The organism is Azospirillum aestuarii (assembly GCF_016632405.1).
Taxonomy (GTDB): domain Bacteria; phylum Pseudomonadota; class Alphaproteobacteria; order Azospirillales; family Azospirillaceae; genus Azospirillum; species Azospirillum aestuarii.
Map to the genome: position 1 here is coordinate 27,513 of NZ_JAEPIV010000015.1, position 15,774 is coordinate 43,286.

The following is a 15,774-nucleotide window of genomic DNA, read 5'->3' on the forward strand; positions in this document are numbered from 1 at the left end:
TCTCCGTCGGCGCCGGATGAGCGGGAACATCGATGAACGATCCAGCGAGGGAGGGGGAAATGCCTGACCGGGGTGAACGGCTGGAGGGCGGTCGGACCGCCGAGCAGGTGCGGCTCGATCAGGCGCGCGAACAGGGTGTCCCCTGGAAGATGTGGGGTCCCTATCTCAGCGAGCGGCAATGGGGCACCGTGCGCGAGGACTACAGCGAACACGGCGATGCCTGGAACCACTTCCCGCACGACCATGCCCGCTCGCGCGCCTACCGGTGGGGAGAGGATGGCTTGGCCGGCATCTCCGACGACCGCCAGCGGCTCTGCTTCGCGCTGGCGCTGTGGAACGGGCGCGACCCCATCCTCAAGGAACGGCTGTTTGGGCTGACCAACGGCGAAAGCAACCACGGCGAGGATGTGAAGGAATACTACTACTACCTCGACAGCACGCCGACCCACTCCTACATGAAGTATCTCTACAAATATCCGCAGGCGGAATTTCCCTACAACGATCTGGTCGAGACGAGCCGCCGGCGGAGCCGCCAAGACTTGGAATACGAGCTGCTCGACACCGGCGTGTTCGGCCAGGATCGTTATTTCGACGTCTTCGTGGAGTACGCCAAGGCATCTCCCGAACAAATTCTGATCGAGATCACCATCCACAACCGTGGGCCGGAGGCGGCGGACCTGCACGTCCTGCCGACGCTGTGGTGGCGCAACCAGTGGTCACGGGACGACGGTTCCGAGGACACCGCGCGCAAACCCACGCTCCGCGAAGCCGTACCGGGCCGCCGCATCGCCGCCCTCGATCCCGAGGAGGGGGAGAAGGCCCTGCATTGCGACGGCGGTCCGGAGCTGCTGTTCACCGGGAACGAGACCAACCGACAGCGCCTGTACGGTGTTCCGAACCGCACCCCCTACGTCAAGGACGGGATCGACGCCTGCGTCGTGCGCGGGCAGGCGGAGGCGGTGAATCCGGACAAGTCCGGCACGAAGGCCGCCGCCCATTATCGCCTGACCCTCGCCCCCGGCGGGAGCCGGACCATCCGCCTGCGCCTGGACGCGGACAAGATGGCTGGAGAAGCGGCGGGCGACGATGTCTTCGGCACCGCCTTCACCGACCTGTTCGACGCCCGCCGCCGGGAGGCCGACGCCTTCTACGCGTTCCTCACCCCGCCATCGTTCAGCGCGGACGAGGCGCTGGTGTTCCGTCAGGCCCTGGCGGGCATGTTGTGGAGCAAGCAGTATTACGAATACGACGTCGGCACCTGGCTGAAGCAGCACGGAGCGAACCCGTTCGCGGCGGCCCGCCGGATCGGCCCGCGCAACAGCCAGTGGCACCACATGCACAACGCCGACATCGTGTCGATGCCGGACAAGTGGGAATACCCCTGGTACGCGGCCTGGGATCTGGCCTTCCACGTGCTCGCCCTGACGCTGGTCGATCCCGACTTCGGCAAGCAGCAGCTGGAGCTGATGCTGCGCGAACGCTATCTGCACCCCAACGGGCAAATTCCCGCCTACGAGTGGAATTTCGGCGACGTGAACCCGCCGGTCCACGCCTGGGCGACCATCTTCACCTACCGGCTGCTGAAGCCGCGGGGCGACGAGGCGGATCGCCGCTGGCTTGAGCAGACCTTCCACAAGCTGCTCCTGAACTTCACTTGGTGGGTCAACCGCAAGGACCGCGAGGGAAGGAACGTCTTCGAAGGCGGCTTCCTCGGGCTCGACAACATCGGCGTGTTCGATCGCAGCGCGCCGTTGCCGACCGGCGGCTGTCTGGAGCAGGCGGACGGCACGGCCTGGATGGCGCTGTTCTCCCTGAACATGCTGGAAATCGCGGCCGAACTAACGAAGACCGATCCGCTCCATGCTGACATGGCCGTCAAATTCGCGGAACACTTCCTGTGGATCGCCTCGGCGATGACCCGCATCGGCGACGACACCGGCATGTGGGACGAGGAGGACGGCTTCTTCTACGACGTGCTGCGGCTGCCGGACGGACGGACGGAGCGTCTCAAGGTCCGATCCCTGGTGGGTCTGCTGCCGCTGTGCGCCGTTTGCGTCTTCGACGGCGACGTCCTGGCCGAGCACCCGGACATCGCCAGGCGTTTCCACTCCTTCCTGGACGATCGCCCGGAGTTGGTGGGCGCCATGCACGACCCGCGGCAGATCGGGTTCGGCGGGCGCCGGCTTGGCGCCATCCTGAACGAAGGCCGGCTGCGCCGGGTTCTGACGCGCATGTTGGATGAACGGGAGTTCCTCAGCCCCTACGGCATCCGGTCGATGTCCCGGCATCACGCCGACCACCCCTACGTCTTCGTCGTGGGAGGCGAGGAATTCCGCGTTCCCTACCTGCCGGCGGAGTCCGACAGCGGCATGTTCGGCGGCAATTCGAACTGGCGCGGGCCGATCTGGATGCCGATCAACGCGCTGATCGTTCGCGGGCTGCTCCAATACTACGCCTATTTCGGGAACGGCTTCCTCATCGAATGCCCGACCGGGTCGGGGACCATGATGAACCTCTATGAGGTCGCACGGGACATATCGCGGCGCCTGGAGAGTATCTTCCTGCGCGACGAACGCGGCAATCGGCCGGTGTTCGGCGGCGCCCGGACGTTCCAGCAGGACCCGCACTGGAAGGATCACATCCTCTTCTACGAGTACTTCCACGGCGACATCGGCGCCGGCATGGGGGCCAGTCACCAGACCGGCTGGACCGGGGTGGTCGCCCGCCTCATGCATGTCTTCGCAACGACCACGGCGGACGGCTTCCTCGACAGCGCGAAGGGAGCCCACGCCGACAGGGCCGTCCACGAACAGCACGTGTGAGGATGCGCCGGCTCTCCTGCCGTCATGTCCGGTCCAACAGCATGCGTGCGCAGCGGCATCCCCACCCGATGAACGTCTGCAAGATCGACAAGGGTATTTGGGCCATCGCGCCCTGAAGGGATCACAAGCCATGGCGGACTTCATTCACGACCGGCTCATGCCGCACGCCGACGCCTCGGAATCCCCGGAGCGGTACGAGATGAGCTATGTCCGCAAGGCGCTCGTCCTGTCCATGATGCTGATCCTGCTGATCGGCTGCTTCGTGGTGCTGCGCCCCTTCATCGCGGCGATCCTCTGGGCCGTCATTCTCTCCTTCAGCACCTGGCCGCTGCACCGGCGCATCGAGCGAGCGCTCGGCGGCCGCACCACGCTGGCGGCGGCGATCATGACGCTGATGATCATGGCGATCCTCGTCGGCCCCCTCGCGGCGCTTGGAATAAAGCTGTCGGAGAATGTTTTCCGCGTCGTCGAAACGGTTCACGCGGCCATGGACCGGGGACTTCCGCCCTTGCCGGACTGGCTGATCGGCGTTCCGATGCTCGGCGACCGGCTGCAGGAGACGTGGAGCGTGCTGGTGAGCGGCGAGTCCAATCTGCGCACGACGCTCCAGCCCTACATCGGCCAGATCCGCGACTTGGCGCTGGCGAGCGGTGGGCATCTTCTCTCGGGGACGTCGCTGATCGCGCTGAGCGTCCTGATCGCCTTCTTCCTCTACCGGGACGGCCGCACCGCCGTGCGCCGGCTGCGCAGCATCGTGGGGCGGATCGCCGGCGCCCGCGCGCGTCAGTCCCTCGACGTTGCCGCCGAGACGATCAACGGAGTCGTCCATGGCGTGCTCGGCACCGCGCTGGTGCAAGCCATCGCCGCCACCGTGGGCTATTGGATCGCCGGCATTCCCGGCGCCCTGCTCCTCGGCTTCGTCTCCTTCTTCCTGGCGCTGGTGCCGATGGGGCTGGCGCTGATCTGGTTGCCCGCCGCGATCTGGCTGGCCAGCCAGGGCCGCACCGGCATGGCGATCTTTCTGGTGGCCTGGGTCGGCGTGCTGGTCGGCAGCCTCGACAACATCCTGCGCCCGATCCTGATCGGTCGAAGCAGCGATCTTCCCTTCATCATCATTTTCCTGGGAATCGTCGGCGGTCTCGTCGCCTTCGGCCTGATCGGCATTTTTCTCGGCCCGACGCTGCTCGCCGTGGCCTACGGCCTCATTCGGGAATGGAGCGGGGGAAACGAGCCGGGCGACGCCGTGGCGGATTAGGCGCCGGGGAGTCTCACACGAACAGTATCGGCCATTGCTCCCGCGCGCATCAACTGCTGCCGCGACGGGTCAGCGTCAGCTCGACGGCGCGGGTCGGTTCCGGCGGCATCTCGCCGCGCATCCTCTGCAGGATCATCGATCCGGCTTGGCGGCCAAGGTCGCGGCTGTCGATCCCGATGGTGGTCAGGCCGGGCGGCAGCTCTTCGGCGATGTCGTTGTGGCCGAAGCCGAGGACGGCGATGTCGTCGGGCAGGCGCATGCCCAAGCGGCGTGCCTCCAGCAGCGCGCCGGTCGCCAGCAGGTCGTTGGCGCAGAACACCGCCTCGACCGCCGCGTTGCGCGACAGGAGGTCGCCGAGCGCGCGGCGGCCGTCGACCATGCTGCTGACCCCGTCGACCGACAGTTCGGCGACGATGTCGAGCCCGGCGGCGCGGGCGCCCTCGCGGAAGCCGGTGAGGCGAAGGGCGCCGCGGCCGCTGCGGCGGCCGATGAAGCCGACGCGACGGTAGCCGCGCTCGGCGAAATGTTCGGCCGCCAGACGGCCGCTGTCGATGTTGGAGAAGCCGACCAGCATGTCGATCGGGTCGCGGGGATAGGCCCAGGTTTCCATGATCGGGATTCCCAGCGCCCGCAAAGCCCGCCGGTTCTCCTCGATCTCGATGACGCCGGTGAACATGACCGAAGCCGGACGCATCTCGCGCAGCGATTGGATCATCGTCGTCTCCTTGGCGTAGGAGTAGGAGGTCTGCCCGATCATCAGCTGGTAGCCCTGAGGCTCCAGAACCTCGCCGCAGCCCTGCACGGCGAGGCAGAACTGCTGGCTCTGAAGGTTTGAGACGAAGGCGGCGACGATGTTCGACTGACCGGACCTCAGCGCGCGGGCGTGGGGGTTGGTGGCGTAGCCGGTGCGCTCCACGATCTCCAGGATTTTGCGTCGCTTGGCCTCGGCCACCTTCTCCGGCTGGCGCAGGGCGCGCGAGACGGTGATCGGCGAAACCCCGGCAAGCCGGGCGATCTCGACGATGCGCGGCGGAGCCGCCCCCTCGCGGGCCACCCCTTCGACCGGGCTCCCGTCGCTTGAAGGCAACGGTTCCGCTGCCCGGAGGCGGAGGACGTCGTCGATGGTCGGCGGACGCTTTGCCGCACTGGTGTCACTCATGCCGCCCGTCTCCCGTCTGTTGATCCGCGGTTGTCAATCCGCGGTCAGGCCGCGCGCGCCAGGATGCCCGCCTCCTCGACCGGACGCGCCACCTGGATCAGGCAGTCGCCGGCCTCGCTGTCGCTGTGCAGGCGCCGCGAGATGACGATTCCCGCCTCCTGGAAGCGCAGTTCCTCCTCCGGCTGGTCGAGCCGCGTCAGGTCGTGGAACCAGCCGGCGAGGTCGCCGGCGGCGACCCGCGCCCCGACGTCGACCGCCGGTTCGAACCAGCCGCGCCGCAGCGCGTAGATCGCCTGGCGGTGGCTGTCAAGCTGAAGCAGTTGCATGGGGGTGGGTGCGGGTCCGGCAGCCGAGAGAACCGGGGCATCGGTCAACCCGACGGCGATCAGCAGGTTGTCGATCGCGCGGGCGGTGTAGGCCATGGTCTCTGGCGTCACGGTGCCGCCGCCGCCGAACTCGCCGCTGATGCCGATGACGCCGGCCCGCGCCGCGGCCGCCATCGACGTCGGGGCCGTGGCGCCGTTCTCCGCGACGAAGCCGTAGGGCATGCCCAGCGCCTGCATCAGCTCCAGGGCGCGGCCGAGCCGGTCGGGCGTGCCCTGCCGCTCGATCAGGGCGCAGGGCAGGTGGGCCATCGAGGTGCCGCCGGAATGCAGATCGAACACCACGTCGTGGCGCGGAAACAGCTCGTGCTCGAGGAAATGCGCCAGCCGGAAGGTCGGGGCTCCGGCGGGGTCGCCGGGAAAGGCGCGGTTGAGGTTGCCCTCGTCCAGCGGCGACCGGCGCCGCGCCGCCATCACGGCCGGCGCGTTGGTGGCCGGCAGGATCGTCACCTCGCCGCGGATGCGCGCGGGATCGAGCCGGCGGAACAGCCGGCCCAGCAGCAATTCGCCTTCATACTCGTCGCCATGGTTGCCCGCCATCAGCAGCACGCGCGGACCAGCCCCGTTGCGCACGCGGCAGACCGGAACCTTCACCTGATAATAGGGGGAGCGATCCACCGAGAACGGGATGCTGAGGAAATCCAGCGACTTGCCGTCGGCGGCGAAATCGAGCGCGTGGTAGAGGCCAGTGTGCATTCCAAAAACCTTGTGGCGGAGGGGCGCCTCAACAGCGTTTGCCAGGGCAGCGGATGCCCGGCGCCTCCTCCGGTTCGCCTAAGAGGCCCTTCAGAGGGCGGCGACGGCCGTCATCTCGACGCGCAGGTCCGGGTCGGCCAGCCGCGCCTCGGTGCAGGCGCGGGCCGGCGGGTTGGCCGGGTCGATCCAGGCGTCGTAGACCTCGTTCATGGCGTCGAAGTCGGTGATGTGCGGCAGGAAGACGTTGACGGCGACCAGCTTGGACTTGTCGCTGCCGGCTTCCTCCAGCAGGGCGTCGATCTTCGCCAGCACGTCGCGGGTCTGCTCCCGGATCGAGCCGGTGCGGTTGTTGGCGACCTGGCCCGCGATGTGGACCATGCCCTGGCAGACGACGGCCTGGCTCATGCGCGAACCGACCTGGAACCTCGTGATCATCGAACAAAACCTCTCTTGCGATGCCGAACGGTGGATTACATCTGCGGAAGCGTCTGCTTTTCCTTGAACCACTTCATCTGAAGGGCGCTCAGCTTACCGTTCAGGCGGTTGTAGAACAGGAAGGTGTTGATCCAGTTGACCATATCCTGTTCGCCGTGACGGACGACCGCATGGGCCGGCGACTGGCGGATCAGGAACTTCAGCTCGACGTCCTTGCCGGGATTGTCCTCGGAGACCTTCAGCGCGATGGCGCTGTTCTCGGCGAAGGTCTCGACCTGGCCGGCCAGATAGGCGGCGATGGCGCCGGGGGTGTCCTCGAAGCGGACCAGCTTGGCGCCGGGGGCGTTGTCGGTCAGCCAGATGTCGAGCGTCGAGCCCTTGGCGACGCCGATGCTACGGCCCTTCAGTTCGGCCGGATCGGTGGCGGCGGCCATCGCCTTCGGCCCGTAGACGCCGAGATTGACCGCGGCGTAGGGCTGGGAGAAGGTCACCTGCTGGGCGCGCTCCGGCGTCGCGCCGGCGGCGGCGATCAGCACGTCCACCTTGTTGGCGAGCAGGCTGGGGATGCGGTTGGCGCCGGTCACCTGGACCAGATCCAGCTTCACGCCCATGTCGGCGGCCATCAGCTTGGCAAGGTCGATGTCGAGGCCGGCGGCCTCGCCCTTGGCGTCCTTGAAGCCCCAGGGGGCGGCGTCCAGCAGCACGCCGACGCGCAGCTTGCCCGCCGACAGCACGTTCTGCAGGGCATCCGCCTTCGCGGCGGAGGGCAGGGCGGCGGAGGACAGGGCAACGGTGGCGCAGACCGCCACGGCGGCGGCAAGGGTCCGGAAGAGTCTCACGACATTGCTCCTCTGTTCTGGTCGTTGTCCGGCCCTTGTCCTGACCTTGGCAGGCGAATGCGGGGGCCGTTTTGGGGGAATGGGATCAGCGCGCGGAGGCGATGAAGCTCCGCAGTTCGGGGGTGCGCGGGTTGGCGAAGAGTTCCGCCGGCGGACCCTCCTCCCAGACGCGGCCCTGGTGCATGAAGACGATCTTGGAGGCGACGTTGCGGGCGAAGCCCATCTCGTGGGTGACCAGGACCATCGTCATGCCCTGCCGCGCCATGTCCTCCATCACCTTCAGCACCTCGCCGACCAGCTCCGGGTCGAGGGCCGAGGTCACCTCGTCGAACAGCATCAGGTGCGGTCCCATGGCGAGGCAGCGGGCGATGGCGACGCGCTGCTGCTGCCCGCCCGAGAGCTGGGCCGGATAGGCGTCGATCTTGTCGGCCAGCCCGACGCGGGCCAGCACATCCAGCGCCAGCGCCCGGCCCTCCGCCTTGGCGATCCGCTTGTTGAGGACCGGGGCCAGCGTGATGTTGCGCTCCACCGTCAGGTGCGGGAACAGGTTGAAGGCCTGGAAAACGATGCCGACGCGCTGGCGGAAGCCGCGCAGGTTCGGCATGTCGGTGCGCACCGACTGGCCCTCCACCGTGATCTCGCCGCCGTCGATGCGCTCCAGCGCGTTGATGCAACGCAGCAGGGTCGATTTGCCGGAGCCCGACTTGCCGATGATGGTGACGATCTCGCCCTCTTCGATGCTGAGCGAAACCCCCTTGAGCACCTCGATGGAACCGTAGCTCTTGGTAACGTTTCGGATGTCAACGAGCGCCATTGAGACGGGCCTCCAGGGAACGCGCCCACAGGGTGAGCGGCAGGCAGGCGGCGAAGTAGATCGCCGCGACGATCGAGTAGACCAGCAGGGGCTGGAAGGTGGCGGCGCTGACCAGCTGGCCGGCGCGGGCGAGTTCGACGAAGCCGACGATGGAGGCCAGCGACGTGCCCTTGATCAGCTGGACCAGGAAGCCGACGGTCGGCGGCAGCGCCATGCGGAAGGCCTGCGGCGCGATGACGTAGCGGAACTGGTGCCAGGTCGACAGGCCGAGGCAGGCGGCGGCCTCCCATTGCTCGTGCTTCACCGCCTCGATGCCGCCGCGCCAGATCTCGCCGAGGAAGGAGGCGGTGTAGACGGTCATGGCGATGCCGACGGCGACCAGCGGCGGCATCTCCACCCCGAGGAAGACCGGCATGCCGAAGTAGAAGAACATCAGCAGGCCCAGCAGCGGGACGCCCTGGACGATCTGGAGGAAGGCGGTGGCGGTCCAGCGCAGCGCGCGGCGGGCGCTGGTCCGCATCAGGGCGAGCGCCAGCGCCAGCGGAGCGCCGAAGCCGAGCGCGATGAGGACGAGGACGCCCGTCCATTGCAGCGCGCTGAGCAGCGACAGGAAGTCGGCGAGGGAAAAGGAACGCATGGCCGGTGTCTCCGTCAGCGCCGCACCGGCCAGCGGAAGGCGAGGCGCCCCACCGCGGCGAACAGCAGTTTGAAGGTCATCACCAGGGCGAAGTAGATGCCGCAGATCACGGCATAGACCTCGAAGCTGCGGTAGGTGCGCGTCTCGATGAAGCCGCCGGTATGGAACAGCTCCTCCGCCGAGATCTGCGAGGCGAGCGAGGTGCCGAGCAGCAGCAGGACGAACTGGCTGGTGAAGGCGGGATAGACGCTGCGCAGGGCGGGCGGCAGCACGACATGGCGGAACACCTGCCAGGGGGTCAGCCCCAGGCACTGGCCGGCCTCGACCTGGCTTCCGGGAATGGCGTCGAGCCCGGCGCGGACGATCTCGGTGCAGTAGGCGCCGAAATAGAGGCCGAGCGCGATCGCCGCCGCCTCGAAGGCTCCCATCCGCAGCCCGAAGCCCGGCAGCACGAAGAAGACCACGAACAGCTGGATCAGCGACGGCGTGTTGCGGATCAGCTCGACATAGCCGCGAATCGCCCAGCGGACCGGGCGCGGCCCGCCGCGCACCGCCGCCGCCCCGGCGACGCCGATGGCGGTGCCGATCACCGCCGCGATCAGGGTCAGCAGCAGCGTGTGCAGCGTGCCGTCGATCAGCTGGTCCTGGTAGCGCAGGAGTTGCTGGAAATTCAAAGTTTGCATGGCGTGTCTGGCCGCCTTGGATCAGCCGAAGAAGGTGCGGTAGGCGCTGCGAACCCGCCCGTCGGCGCCGAGGCCGAACAGCACCCGCCAGCGGTCGATGCAGGTGCAGGGGTGCGAGATCCCGAATTCGACGATGTCGCCAACCGCGAGATCGGGGCCGGCGAGATCATGGCCGGCCGGCACGGCGACGAAGGCGTGCTGGTCGTTCAGCCGGGTCACCCGCAAGCCTTCCGCGGAGAGCGCGCTGCCGTCGCGGTGGACCCGCAGGGGTCGGGGCAGATCCTGGTCGAAGGAGGCGTCGCGCATGCCGAAGCCGCAGATGGCCAGTTCCGGCTCCGGCCGGGTCAGCACCTCCGCCCACAGGCGCAGGGCCGGGCGGAAATCGGCCGCCGCCGCGCTGCCGCAGGCGAACCCTTGCCGGGCGTCGAGCGCGCCGAGCGCGCGTTCGTAGACGCCGTGGTCGTGGAAGAAGATGGCGCCGCTGCGCAGCACCAGCGTGGCGTTGCCGTCCATCGCTGCGACCGGCGCCAGACCGGTCACCACCATGTCGAAGAAGGCGGAGCCGCCCGCGGTGAGCAGCAGCGGCCGCTCCGGCGCCAGCGAGCGCACCAGCGCGAAGGCCTCCGCCGTGCGCCGCATCAGGGCGGCGATGTTGGCGGCGGTTTCGGCCGGATCGGCGGTGGCGACCGCCCCTTCGTAGGTGGCGACGCCGTCGAGAACCAGCAGGCCGGGATGACGGACGATGGCGGCAAGGATCGCGTCCACCGCCGCCCGGTCGCGGGCGCCGGCGCGGCCGGCGCCGACCTCGACCAGGACGGACAGCGGACGTTCGGGGGGCCGGCCGGCGGCGCGCGCGGCGGCGGCGAGCGTCTCGACCGCGGCGGGGGAGTCGGCGAAGGCGCGCAGGTCGGCGTCGGGATGGGCGGCGAGCAGCGCGCCCAGCCGTTCGCCGCTGGCCCGGCCGCCGATCTCGTTGGCGAGGATCAGCCGGGTCACGCCGGCGCGCAGCAGAACGGCGGCCTGCTGCAGGTTGGCGACGGTCGCACCCCATGCGCCGGCCTCCACCAGGGCGGAGGCGATCTGCGGGGCCATCGGCGTCTTGGCATGGGGCGCCAACGCCACGCCGTGGCGGCGCGCATAGGCGAAGATCAGGTCGCGGTTGGCGGCGAAGGCGTCCTCGTCGAGCGTCAGCACCGGAAGCGCCATGTCGCCCGCGGCCGGCCTCCAGCCCCGGGCGCCGACATCACGCAGCCGCAGCGGCGCCGTCCCAGGCGGCACCCCCCGGATGCTGTCGTCCAAACTGCTGTCGAGCAGGGCATCGAGAAACACGCTCATGAGGGGCAATCCTGATCGGCCAGATGAGGACGAGGCGACGAACGCCGGATGACAACGTTACCATAACGCCGTCCGGTGCAAATGACAACGTTGTCATTGGAGGCTGGCCGCTTTCTTTTTTCGGTGTCCGCTCCGGTCAATTAGCCACCAGGAACGACACGCCGCCGCCGAGGCTCGGCACCGCCTGCCACGTGGCCGCCGGCACGGCCTGCGGGTCCAGGCGATGCTGCCCAACCTGTCCTGCAGCGAACCCGCCGCGCGCTATCGCGTCGCCTTCCGCCTCACCCCCCCCGCCGCCGGCCTATCGGAATTGAACGCCATCGCGCTCAATCGTCACGCCGTCCGGTGATCATGCTTCCAAGGAAAGGGCGGAGACCACGCCGCGCCAGCACCCCCTGCGGTCGATCGACTCGCCGGGGGGCCGCACGGAGACGGCGCCAAGCCAGCAGTGCGAACAGGGCGCCCGTCGCCAGGGCGGTCAGGTCGATGCCGGCGACGCCCCACAGCCCGCGCGCCAGCGTCACCCCGAGATGGGCTTGGCTGGTCAGGGCGTTCATCAGCGGCAGGGCGGCCCACAGCAGCGCCGCCGCCGCCAATTGCTCGCCCCACGCCCGCTGCACGCCGCGCAGCGCCGGGTGCAGGGCCGCCAGAAACCACACGGCGAAGAAGGCGAGCGCCTCCGACGTCTCCCGCCCGGCCAGCCCGGCGGGCAGCAGACGGTTGGCCCAGAAATAGGCGGCGATGGCGACGGGCAGCCCGACCATCACCGCCAGATTGGCGCCGTCGGCCAGACGCAGGCCGAAGGACGGGGTCGCCTCCCGCTTGCGCCGCTTGATGATCCAATAGATCTGCCCGGTGCCGATCATCGCGGTTCCCGCCAGCCCGCACAGGATCATCGCCAGCCGCAGCGGCGTGTCGGCAAAACGCATCAGGTGCAGGCCGTAGGCACCGGCCCGCGTCGCGGCGGCTCCGCCCGTCCCGTCCCAGACCGTCCGCACCGCGCCGGTCGTTCCGTCGAACAGGATGGCCTGCGGCGTGATCACCACCCGGTCGGAATCGGTGCGCTTGAGAAGGATGGTGGCGGCGGCGTCACCTGGATTGTCGATGACGATCCACCCCGGCCGTCCGCCGTCCCAGCGCCGCTCCGCCTCCGCCAGAAGCGGCCCGATGGCGGTGAGGGGGGCGGCCCGTCCCGCGGCGGCCGACGGCGGCGGTTCGGCGTAGACCGCGCTGTTGAATTCGGTCGGCCGGTCGCCGAAAGCCGCCTGCAGCCCCCAGGGCATGTAGAGCAGCATCAGCGGCACCAGCCCGGTCACTGTGATCAGCGCGTGGTAGGGCAGCACGATGATGCCCAGCGCGTTGTGCACGTCCATCCACAGCCGCGTGCGCGAGCGGTTGGGCCGGAAGGCGAAGAAATCCCAGAAGACTCGCCGGTGGATGACGAAGCCGGTGATCAGCGCCACCAGCAGGGCCACCCCGGCGGCGCCGATCAGATAGCGTCCCACCAGGCCGGGAACGCGCAGGTCGAAGTGGAAGTAATAGAGGAAGTCGCCGCCGAAGGTCGCCCGCGCCTGCAGCGGGCGGCCGTCGTCCGGCTCCAGCGCCAGTTTGCGGAAGGCGGGCGGCACTCCCGGCGGGTTGTAGACATAGACCTGGGTCGCGGTCCGCCGCTCGTCGGGCAGCGTGATCAGCCAGCGGCGCGCCTGCGGCGCCTCGCGCGACAGGGTGGCGATCGCCGCCGCCGCCGCGTTGGGGTTGTTGGTCGCTTCGACCCGCTCGGGCTGCATCCAGCGGGTGATCTCGAAGCGGGCGTAGGCGGTGGTTCCGGTCAGGAAGACGCAGAACAGCAGCCAGCCGACCACCAGCCCGCCCCAATTGTGCAGCCACGTCATCGACAGGCGGAAGCTGCCGTTCATGACCCCATCCCCATCACGCGCCCCGACAAGGCCGTCAATCCCCAGACCGCCGCCCAGATTGCCGCCGTCAGGCCGGCGGTCCAGGCCAAGGCGCGCAGGGCGCTGGCCGCGGCGAACACCATCACCACGGTCAGGACGCAGGGCAGCAGCGCCGCCATGGTGGCGGTCAGCACCGCCTCCGACCGGTCCTGCACGGTCGGCAGCGCCAGGGCCAGCGCCGCCGCCGTTCCCGCCGCCAGGGCGTAGCCGCCGCCGACGGCGGTCACGACCCGCAGCGCGATCTCGGTCTTTCGCTTCACCAGGAATACTTCAGCGAACCGATGACGGTGCGGCGCAGGCCGTAATAGCAGTTGGTCGCCCGCGAGCAGGCCGCGACATACTCCTTGTCGAAGAGGTTGCTGGCGTTGACCGCCGCCTGAACGCCTTGAAGCTGCGGGTTCAGATAGGACAGGTCGTAGCGCAGGGCGGCGTCGACCAGCGTGTGGGACGGCACCTTGAAGCTGTTGGCCGGATCGCCGTAGGTGAAGCCGACATAGCGCAGGCCGACCCCGCCGCCCAAGCCGGCCAGCGGGCCGTCCTGCACCGTGTAGTCGCCCCAGGCGGAGGCCGAATGGGTCGGCACGGCGACCGGCCGCTTGCCGCGGTCGACGCCGTTGCTCCTGGTCACCTCGGCGTCGAGGAAGGTGTAGCTGGCCACCGCGTTCAGCCCGGCGGCGAGGCTGACGCGCGCCTCCGCCTCGAAACCGCGCGAGCGGATCTCGCCGGTCTGTACGTTGAAGTTGGTGTGGAGCGGGTCGGCGGTGGTGACGTTCTGTTGGGTGATGGTGAAGGCCGACAGGGTGAACAAGCTGCCGGACCCCGGCGGTCCGTACTTCAGCCCGGCTTCGTACTGCTGGCCGGTGGTGGGCTCGAAGGGGTTGCCGTAGAAATCGCTGCCGGAGGTCGGCTCGAAGGACTCCGAATAGCTGGCGTAGGGCGCCAGTCCGTTGTCGAACAGGTAGAGCGCCCCGACGCGGCCGGTGAAGGCGTCGTCCTGCTGCGACGTCCGCCCCTGGGTCAGCCGGTTGCGCTGCTGCGTCTCGGCCCAGTCCTTGCGCCCGCCCAGCAGGACGGCGAGCCCGCCCCACCTGATCTGGTCCTGGGCGTAGACGCCGGTCTGGGTGATGCGGGTGGCGGTGCTCTGGTAGATCGGCGGGGCGGCGATCGGCAGCCCGTAGACCGGGTTGAACAGGTCGAGATTCGGTCCTGCCGCCTGTCCGCGCAGCGTGTCGCTCCTCAGTCGCTGGTGATCGACGCCGGCCAGCACGGTGTGGCGCAGCGGTCCGGTGTCGACCGTCACCTGGAGCTGGTTGTCGACGGTCAGGTCGTCGGCGCGCTCGCGGGCGGAGAAGGTGGTCCGCCGCGTGGTGCGCAGGTCGGGCAGCAGACCGGATGCGTAGACCTGCTTGAGGGTGAGGTCGTTGTGCAGGTAGCGGGCGTTCTGCCGCACTGTCCAGCGTTCGTCGAAGCGGTGTTCGAACCGATAGCCGACGCTCATGGTCCTGCGGTCCCAGGTGCTGAAGTTGGGATCGCCCGTGAAGAGGCTGGTCGGCAGCGTGCCGTTGGGGTTGGGCAGCACCGTGCCCTGGGCCGGCAGGTAGTTCAGCGGCGAATCGTCGAAGTCGTCGCGCTGGAAGAGGCCGATCAGGGTCAGGCTGGTGTCGTCGGTCGGCCGGATGGTCACGGTCGGGGCGGCGGCCAGCCGGCGGCGCTCCGCGATGTCGGTCTGGGTGTCGGTGTCCAGCGCGACGCCGGCGAAGCGGTAGGAGAGCCGACCGTCGCCGGCCACGTCGCCGCCGATGTCCAGCGCGGCCTGCTTGCGGCCCTGGTTGCCGGTCTGCAGCAGGATTTCATGCCGGGCGTCGGGGGAGGGCTGCTTGGTCACCATGTTGACCAGACCGCCAGGGCTGGTCTGGCCGAACAGCACCGAGGCCGGGCCCTTCAGCACCTCGACCCGCTCGAACAGGTACGGGTCGATGCCGGAGGTCAGGAAGCCGCTGCCCTTCAGCCGCAGCCCGTCGAGATACTCGTTGAAGGACACGCCGGTGGTGCCGTTGCCGCCGAAGCCGCGCACCGAGATGCCATCGCCGCCGAAGGAGGAGGAACCGCCGTTGCGGGCGGTCGTGACACCGGAGGTGTAGTTCAGAACGTCGGCCAGACTCCGCGCCGCCTGGGCGTCCATCTGGTCACGGGTAACGACGGAAATCGACTGCGGCGTTTCCAGGATCGGCGTGTCGGTCTTGGTGGCGGTGGCGCTCTGGCGGGCGGCGTAGCCCATGACCGGGCCGGTCGCCCACTCGCGCGTGCCCTCGACGGTCACCGGGTCCAGCACCGTCTCGCCGGCTTGCTGCCGCGACAGCACGGCGCGGCCCGGTCCGGTCATCTGGAACGACACGCCGGTGCCGGACAGCAGGCGGCGCAGCGCTTCGTCGGCGCTCATGGTTCCCGACACGCCGGGCGAGGACAGGCCGCGCGCCACCTCGGCCGGGAAACCGACCTCCCAGCCGCTGGCCGTGCTGAAGGCGTTGAGGGCCGTGACCAGCCCCTGCGGGGCGATGTCGAAGCGCTGCCCCGCCGTTCGACCTCCCGCCTGACCGGTGGCCTGGGCCACCTGTCCGCTGGTCTTCGCCGGTGCAGCCAGGGCGGAGCCCGCCGCCGCCATGCCCATGCCGGCCACCGCCGAAGACAGCAGCACCGCCCTCAGCAGGGCCGTCCCCCGACGCCCCCGCGCACCCCTGTCCATGATCCCCGCACCCATCGT

General features: G+C 69.2%; 13 protein-coding genes. 2 read left to right on the top strand and 11 right to left on the bottom strand.

Annotated elements, in window-relative coordinates; genetic code table 11:
- The first annotated feature begins 59 nt into the window (after positions 1-59).
- Both JJL56_RS21840 and JJL56_RS21845 read left to right on the top strand, forming a co-directional pair.
- A complete protein-coding gene (locus JJL56_RS21840) occupies positions 60-2,822 on the top strand; it encodes an MGH1-like glycoside hydrolase domain-containing protein (protein ID WP_247891185.1) in 2,763 nt (920 codons plus the stop codon).
- Positions 2,823-2,952: 130 nt separating this feature from the next.
- A complete protein-coding gene (locus JJL56_RS21845; RefSeq protein WP_200486248.1) occupies positions 2,953-4,077 on the top strand; it encodes an AI-2E family transporter in 1,125 nt (374 codons plus the stop codon).
- Between the two features lie 49 nt (positions 4,078-4,126).
- On the opposite strand, the gene JJL56_RS21850 is transcribed toward JJL56_RS21845, so the two are convergent.
- From JJL56_RS21850 to JJL56_RS21900, 11 genes are all read right to left on the bottom strand, one after another.
- Entirely contained in the window at positions 4,127-5,236 is a 1,110-nt protein-coding gene (locus JJL56_RS21850) for a LacI family DNA-binding transcriptional regulator (protein ID WP_200486249.1), read from the bottom strand.
- A gap of 44 nt (positions 5,237-5,280) precedes the next feature.
- Positions 5,281-6,315 (bottom strand): M14 family metallopeptidase, encoded by a 1,035-nt coding sequence (locus JJL56_RS21855; RefSeq protein ID WP_200486250.1) that lies wholly within the window; start codon positions 6,313-6,315, stop codon positions 5,281-5,283.
- Positions 6,316-6,405: 90 nt separating this feature from the next.
- Positions 6,406-6,750 carry a RidA family protein gene (locus tag JJL56_RS21860; RefSeq protein WP_200486251.1) on the bottom strand — a complete coding sequence of 115 codons (345 nt, stop codon included), beginning with the start codon at positions 6,748-6,750 and terminating at the stop codon, positions 6,406-6,408.
- 35 nt (positions 6,751-6,785) lie between these two features.
- Positions 6,786-7,589 (bottom strand): transporter substrate-binding domain-containing protein, encoded by an 804-nt coding sequence (locus JJL56_RS21865; RefSeq protein ID WP_200486252.1) that lies wholly within the window; start codon positions 7,587-7,589, stop codon positions 6,786-6,788.
- Positions 7,590-7,674: 85 nt separating this feature from the next.
- Positions 7,675-8,403 (bottom strand): amino acid ABC transporter ATP-binding protein, encoded by a 729-nt coding sequence (locus JJL56_RS21870; RefSeq protein ID WP_200486253.1) that lies wholly within the window; start codon positions 8,401-8,403, stop codon positions 7,675-7,677.
- Complete coding sequence (locus JJL56_RS21875) at positions 8,390-9,040, bottom strand: amino acid ABC transporter permease (protein ID WP_200486254.1); 651 nt, start codon at positions 9,038-9,040, stop codon at positions 8,390-8,392. The genes JJL56_RS21870 and JJL56_RS21875 overlap by 14 nt, the downstream gene beginning before the upstream one ends.
- 14 nt (positions 9,041-9,054) lie before the next feature.
- Positions 9,055-9,723 carry an amino acid ABC transporter permease gene (locus JJL56_RS21880; RefSeq protein ID WP_200486255.1) on the bottom strand — a complete coding sequence of 223 codons (669 nt, stop codon included), beginning with the start codon at positions 9,721-9,723 and terminating at the stop codon, positions 9,055-9,057.
- Between the two features lie 21 nt (positions 9,724-9,744).
- Entirely contained in the window at positions 9,745-11,058 is a 1,314-nt protein-coding gene (locus JJL56_RS21885; RefSeq protein ID WP_200486256.1) for an alanine racemase, read from the bottom strand.
- Positions 11,059-11,384: 326 nt separating this feature from the next.
- Positions 11,385-12,974: a PepSY-associated TM helix domain-containing protein gene (locus JJL56_RS21890; protein ID WP_200486257.1), complete on the bottom strand. Its 1,590-nt coding sequence runs from the start codon at positions 12,972-12,974 to the stop codon at positions 11,385-11,387.
- Positions 12,971-13,273, bottom strand: a complete 303-nt coding sequence (locus tag JJL56_RS21895; RefSeq protein ID WP_200486258.1) for a hypothetical protein — start codon at positions 13,271-13,273, stop codon at positions 12,971-12,973. Before JJL56_RS21895 ends, JJL56_RS21890 begins: the two co-directional genes overlap by 4 nt.
- Positions 13,270-15,756: a TonB-dependent siderophore receptor gene (locus tag JJL56_RS21900; RefSeq protein WP_247891186.1), complete on the bottom strand. Its 2,487-nt coding sequence runs from the start codon at positions 15,754-15,756 to the stop codon at positions 13,270-13,272. Before JJL56_RS21900 ends, JJL56_RS21895 begins: the two co-directional genes overlap by 4 nt.
- Positions 15,757-15,774 lie beyond the last annotated feature (18 nt).

Bases quoted from the DNA above. Each gene is read 5' to 3' on its own strand.
- JJL56_RS21850 (WP_200486249.1), bottom strand. From the start codon at position 5,236: ATGAGTGACACCAGTGCGGCAAAGCGTCCGCCGACCATCGACGACGTC.
- JJL56_RS21880 (WP_200486255.1), bottom strand. From the start codon at position 9,723: ATGCAAACTTTGAATTTCCAGCAACTCCTGCGCTACCAGGACCAGCTG.
- JJL56_RS21845 (WP_200486248.1), top strand. From the start codon at position 2,953: ATGGCGGACTTCATTCACGACCGGCTCATGCCGCACGCCGACGCCTCG.
- JJL56_RS21900 (WP_247891186.1), bottom strand. From the start codon at position 15,756: ATGGACAGGGGTGCGCGGGGGCGTCGGGGGACGGCCCTGCTGAGGGCG.
- JJL56_RS21860 (WP_200486251.1), bottom strand. From the start codon at position 6,750: ATGATCACGAGGTTCCAGGTCGGTTCGCGCATGAGCCAGGCCGTCGTC.
- JJL56_RS21855 (WP_200486250.1), bottom strand. From the start codon at position 6,315: ATGCACACTGGCCTCTACCACGCGCTCGATTTCGCCGCCGACGGCAAG.
- JJL56_RS21870 (WP_200486253.1), bottom strand. From the start codon at position 8,403: ATGGCGCTCGTTGACATCCGAAACGTTACCAAGAGCTACGGTTCCATC.
- JJL56_RS21885 (WP_200486256.1), bottom strand. From the start codon at position 11,058: ATGAGCGTGTTTCTCGATGCCCTGCTCGACAGCAGTTTGGACGACAGC.
- JJL56_RS21875 (WP_200486254.1), bottom strand. From the start codon at position 9,040: ATGCGTTCCTTTTCCCTCGCCGACTTCCTGTCGCTGCTCAGCGCGCTG.
- JJL56_RS21840 (WP_247891185.1), top strand. From the start codon at position 60: ATGCCTGACCGGGGTGAACGGCTGGAGGGCGGTCGGACCGCCGAGCAG.
- JJL56_RS21890 (WP_200486257.1), bottom strand. From the start codon at position 12,974: ATGAACGGCAGCTTCCGCCTGTCGATGACGTGGCTGCACAATTGGGGC.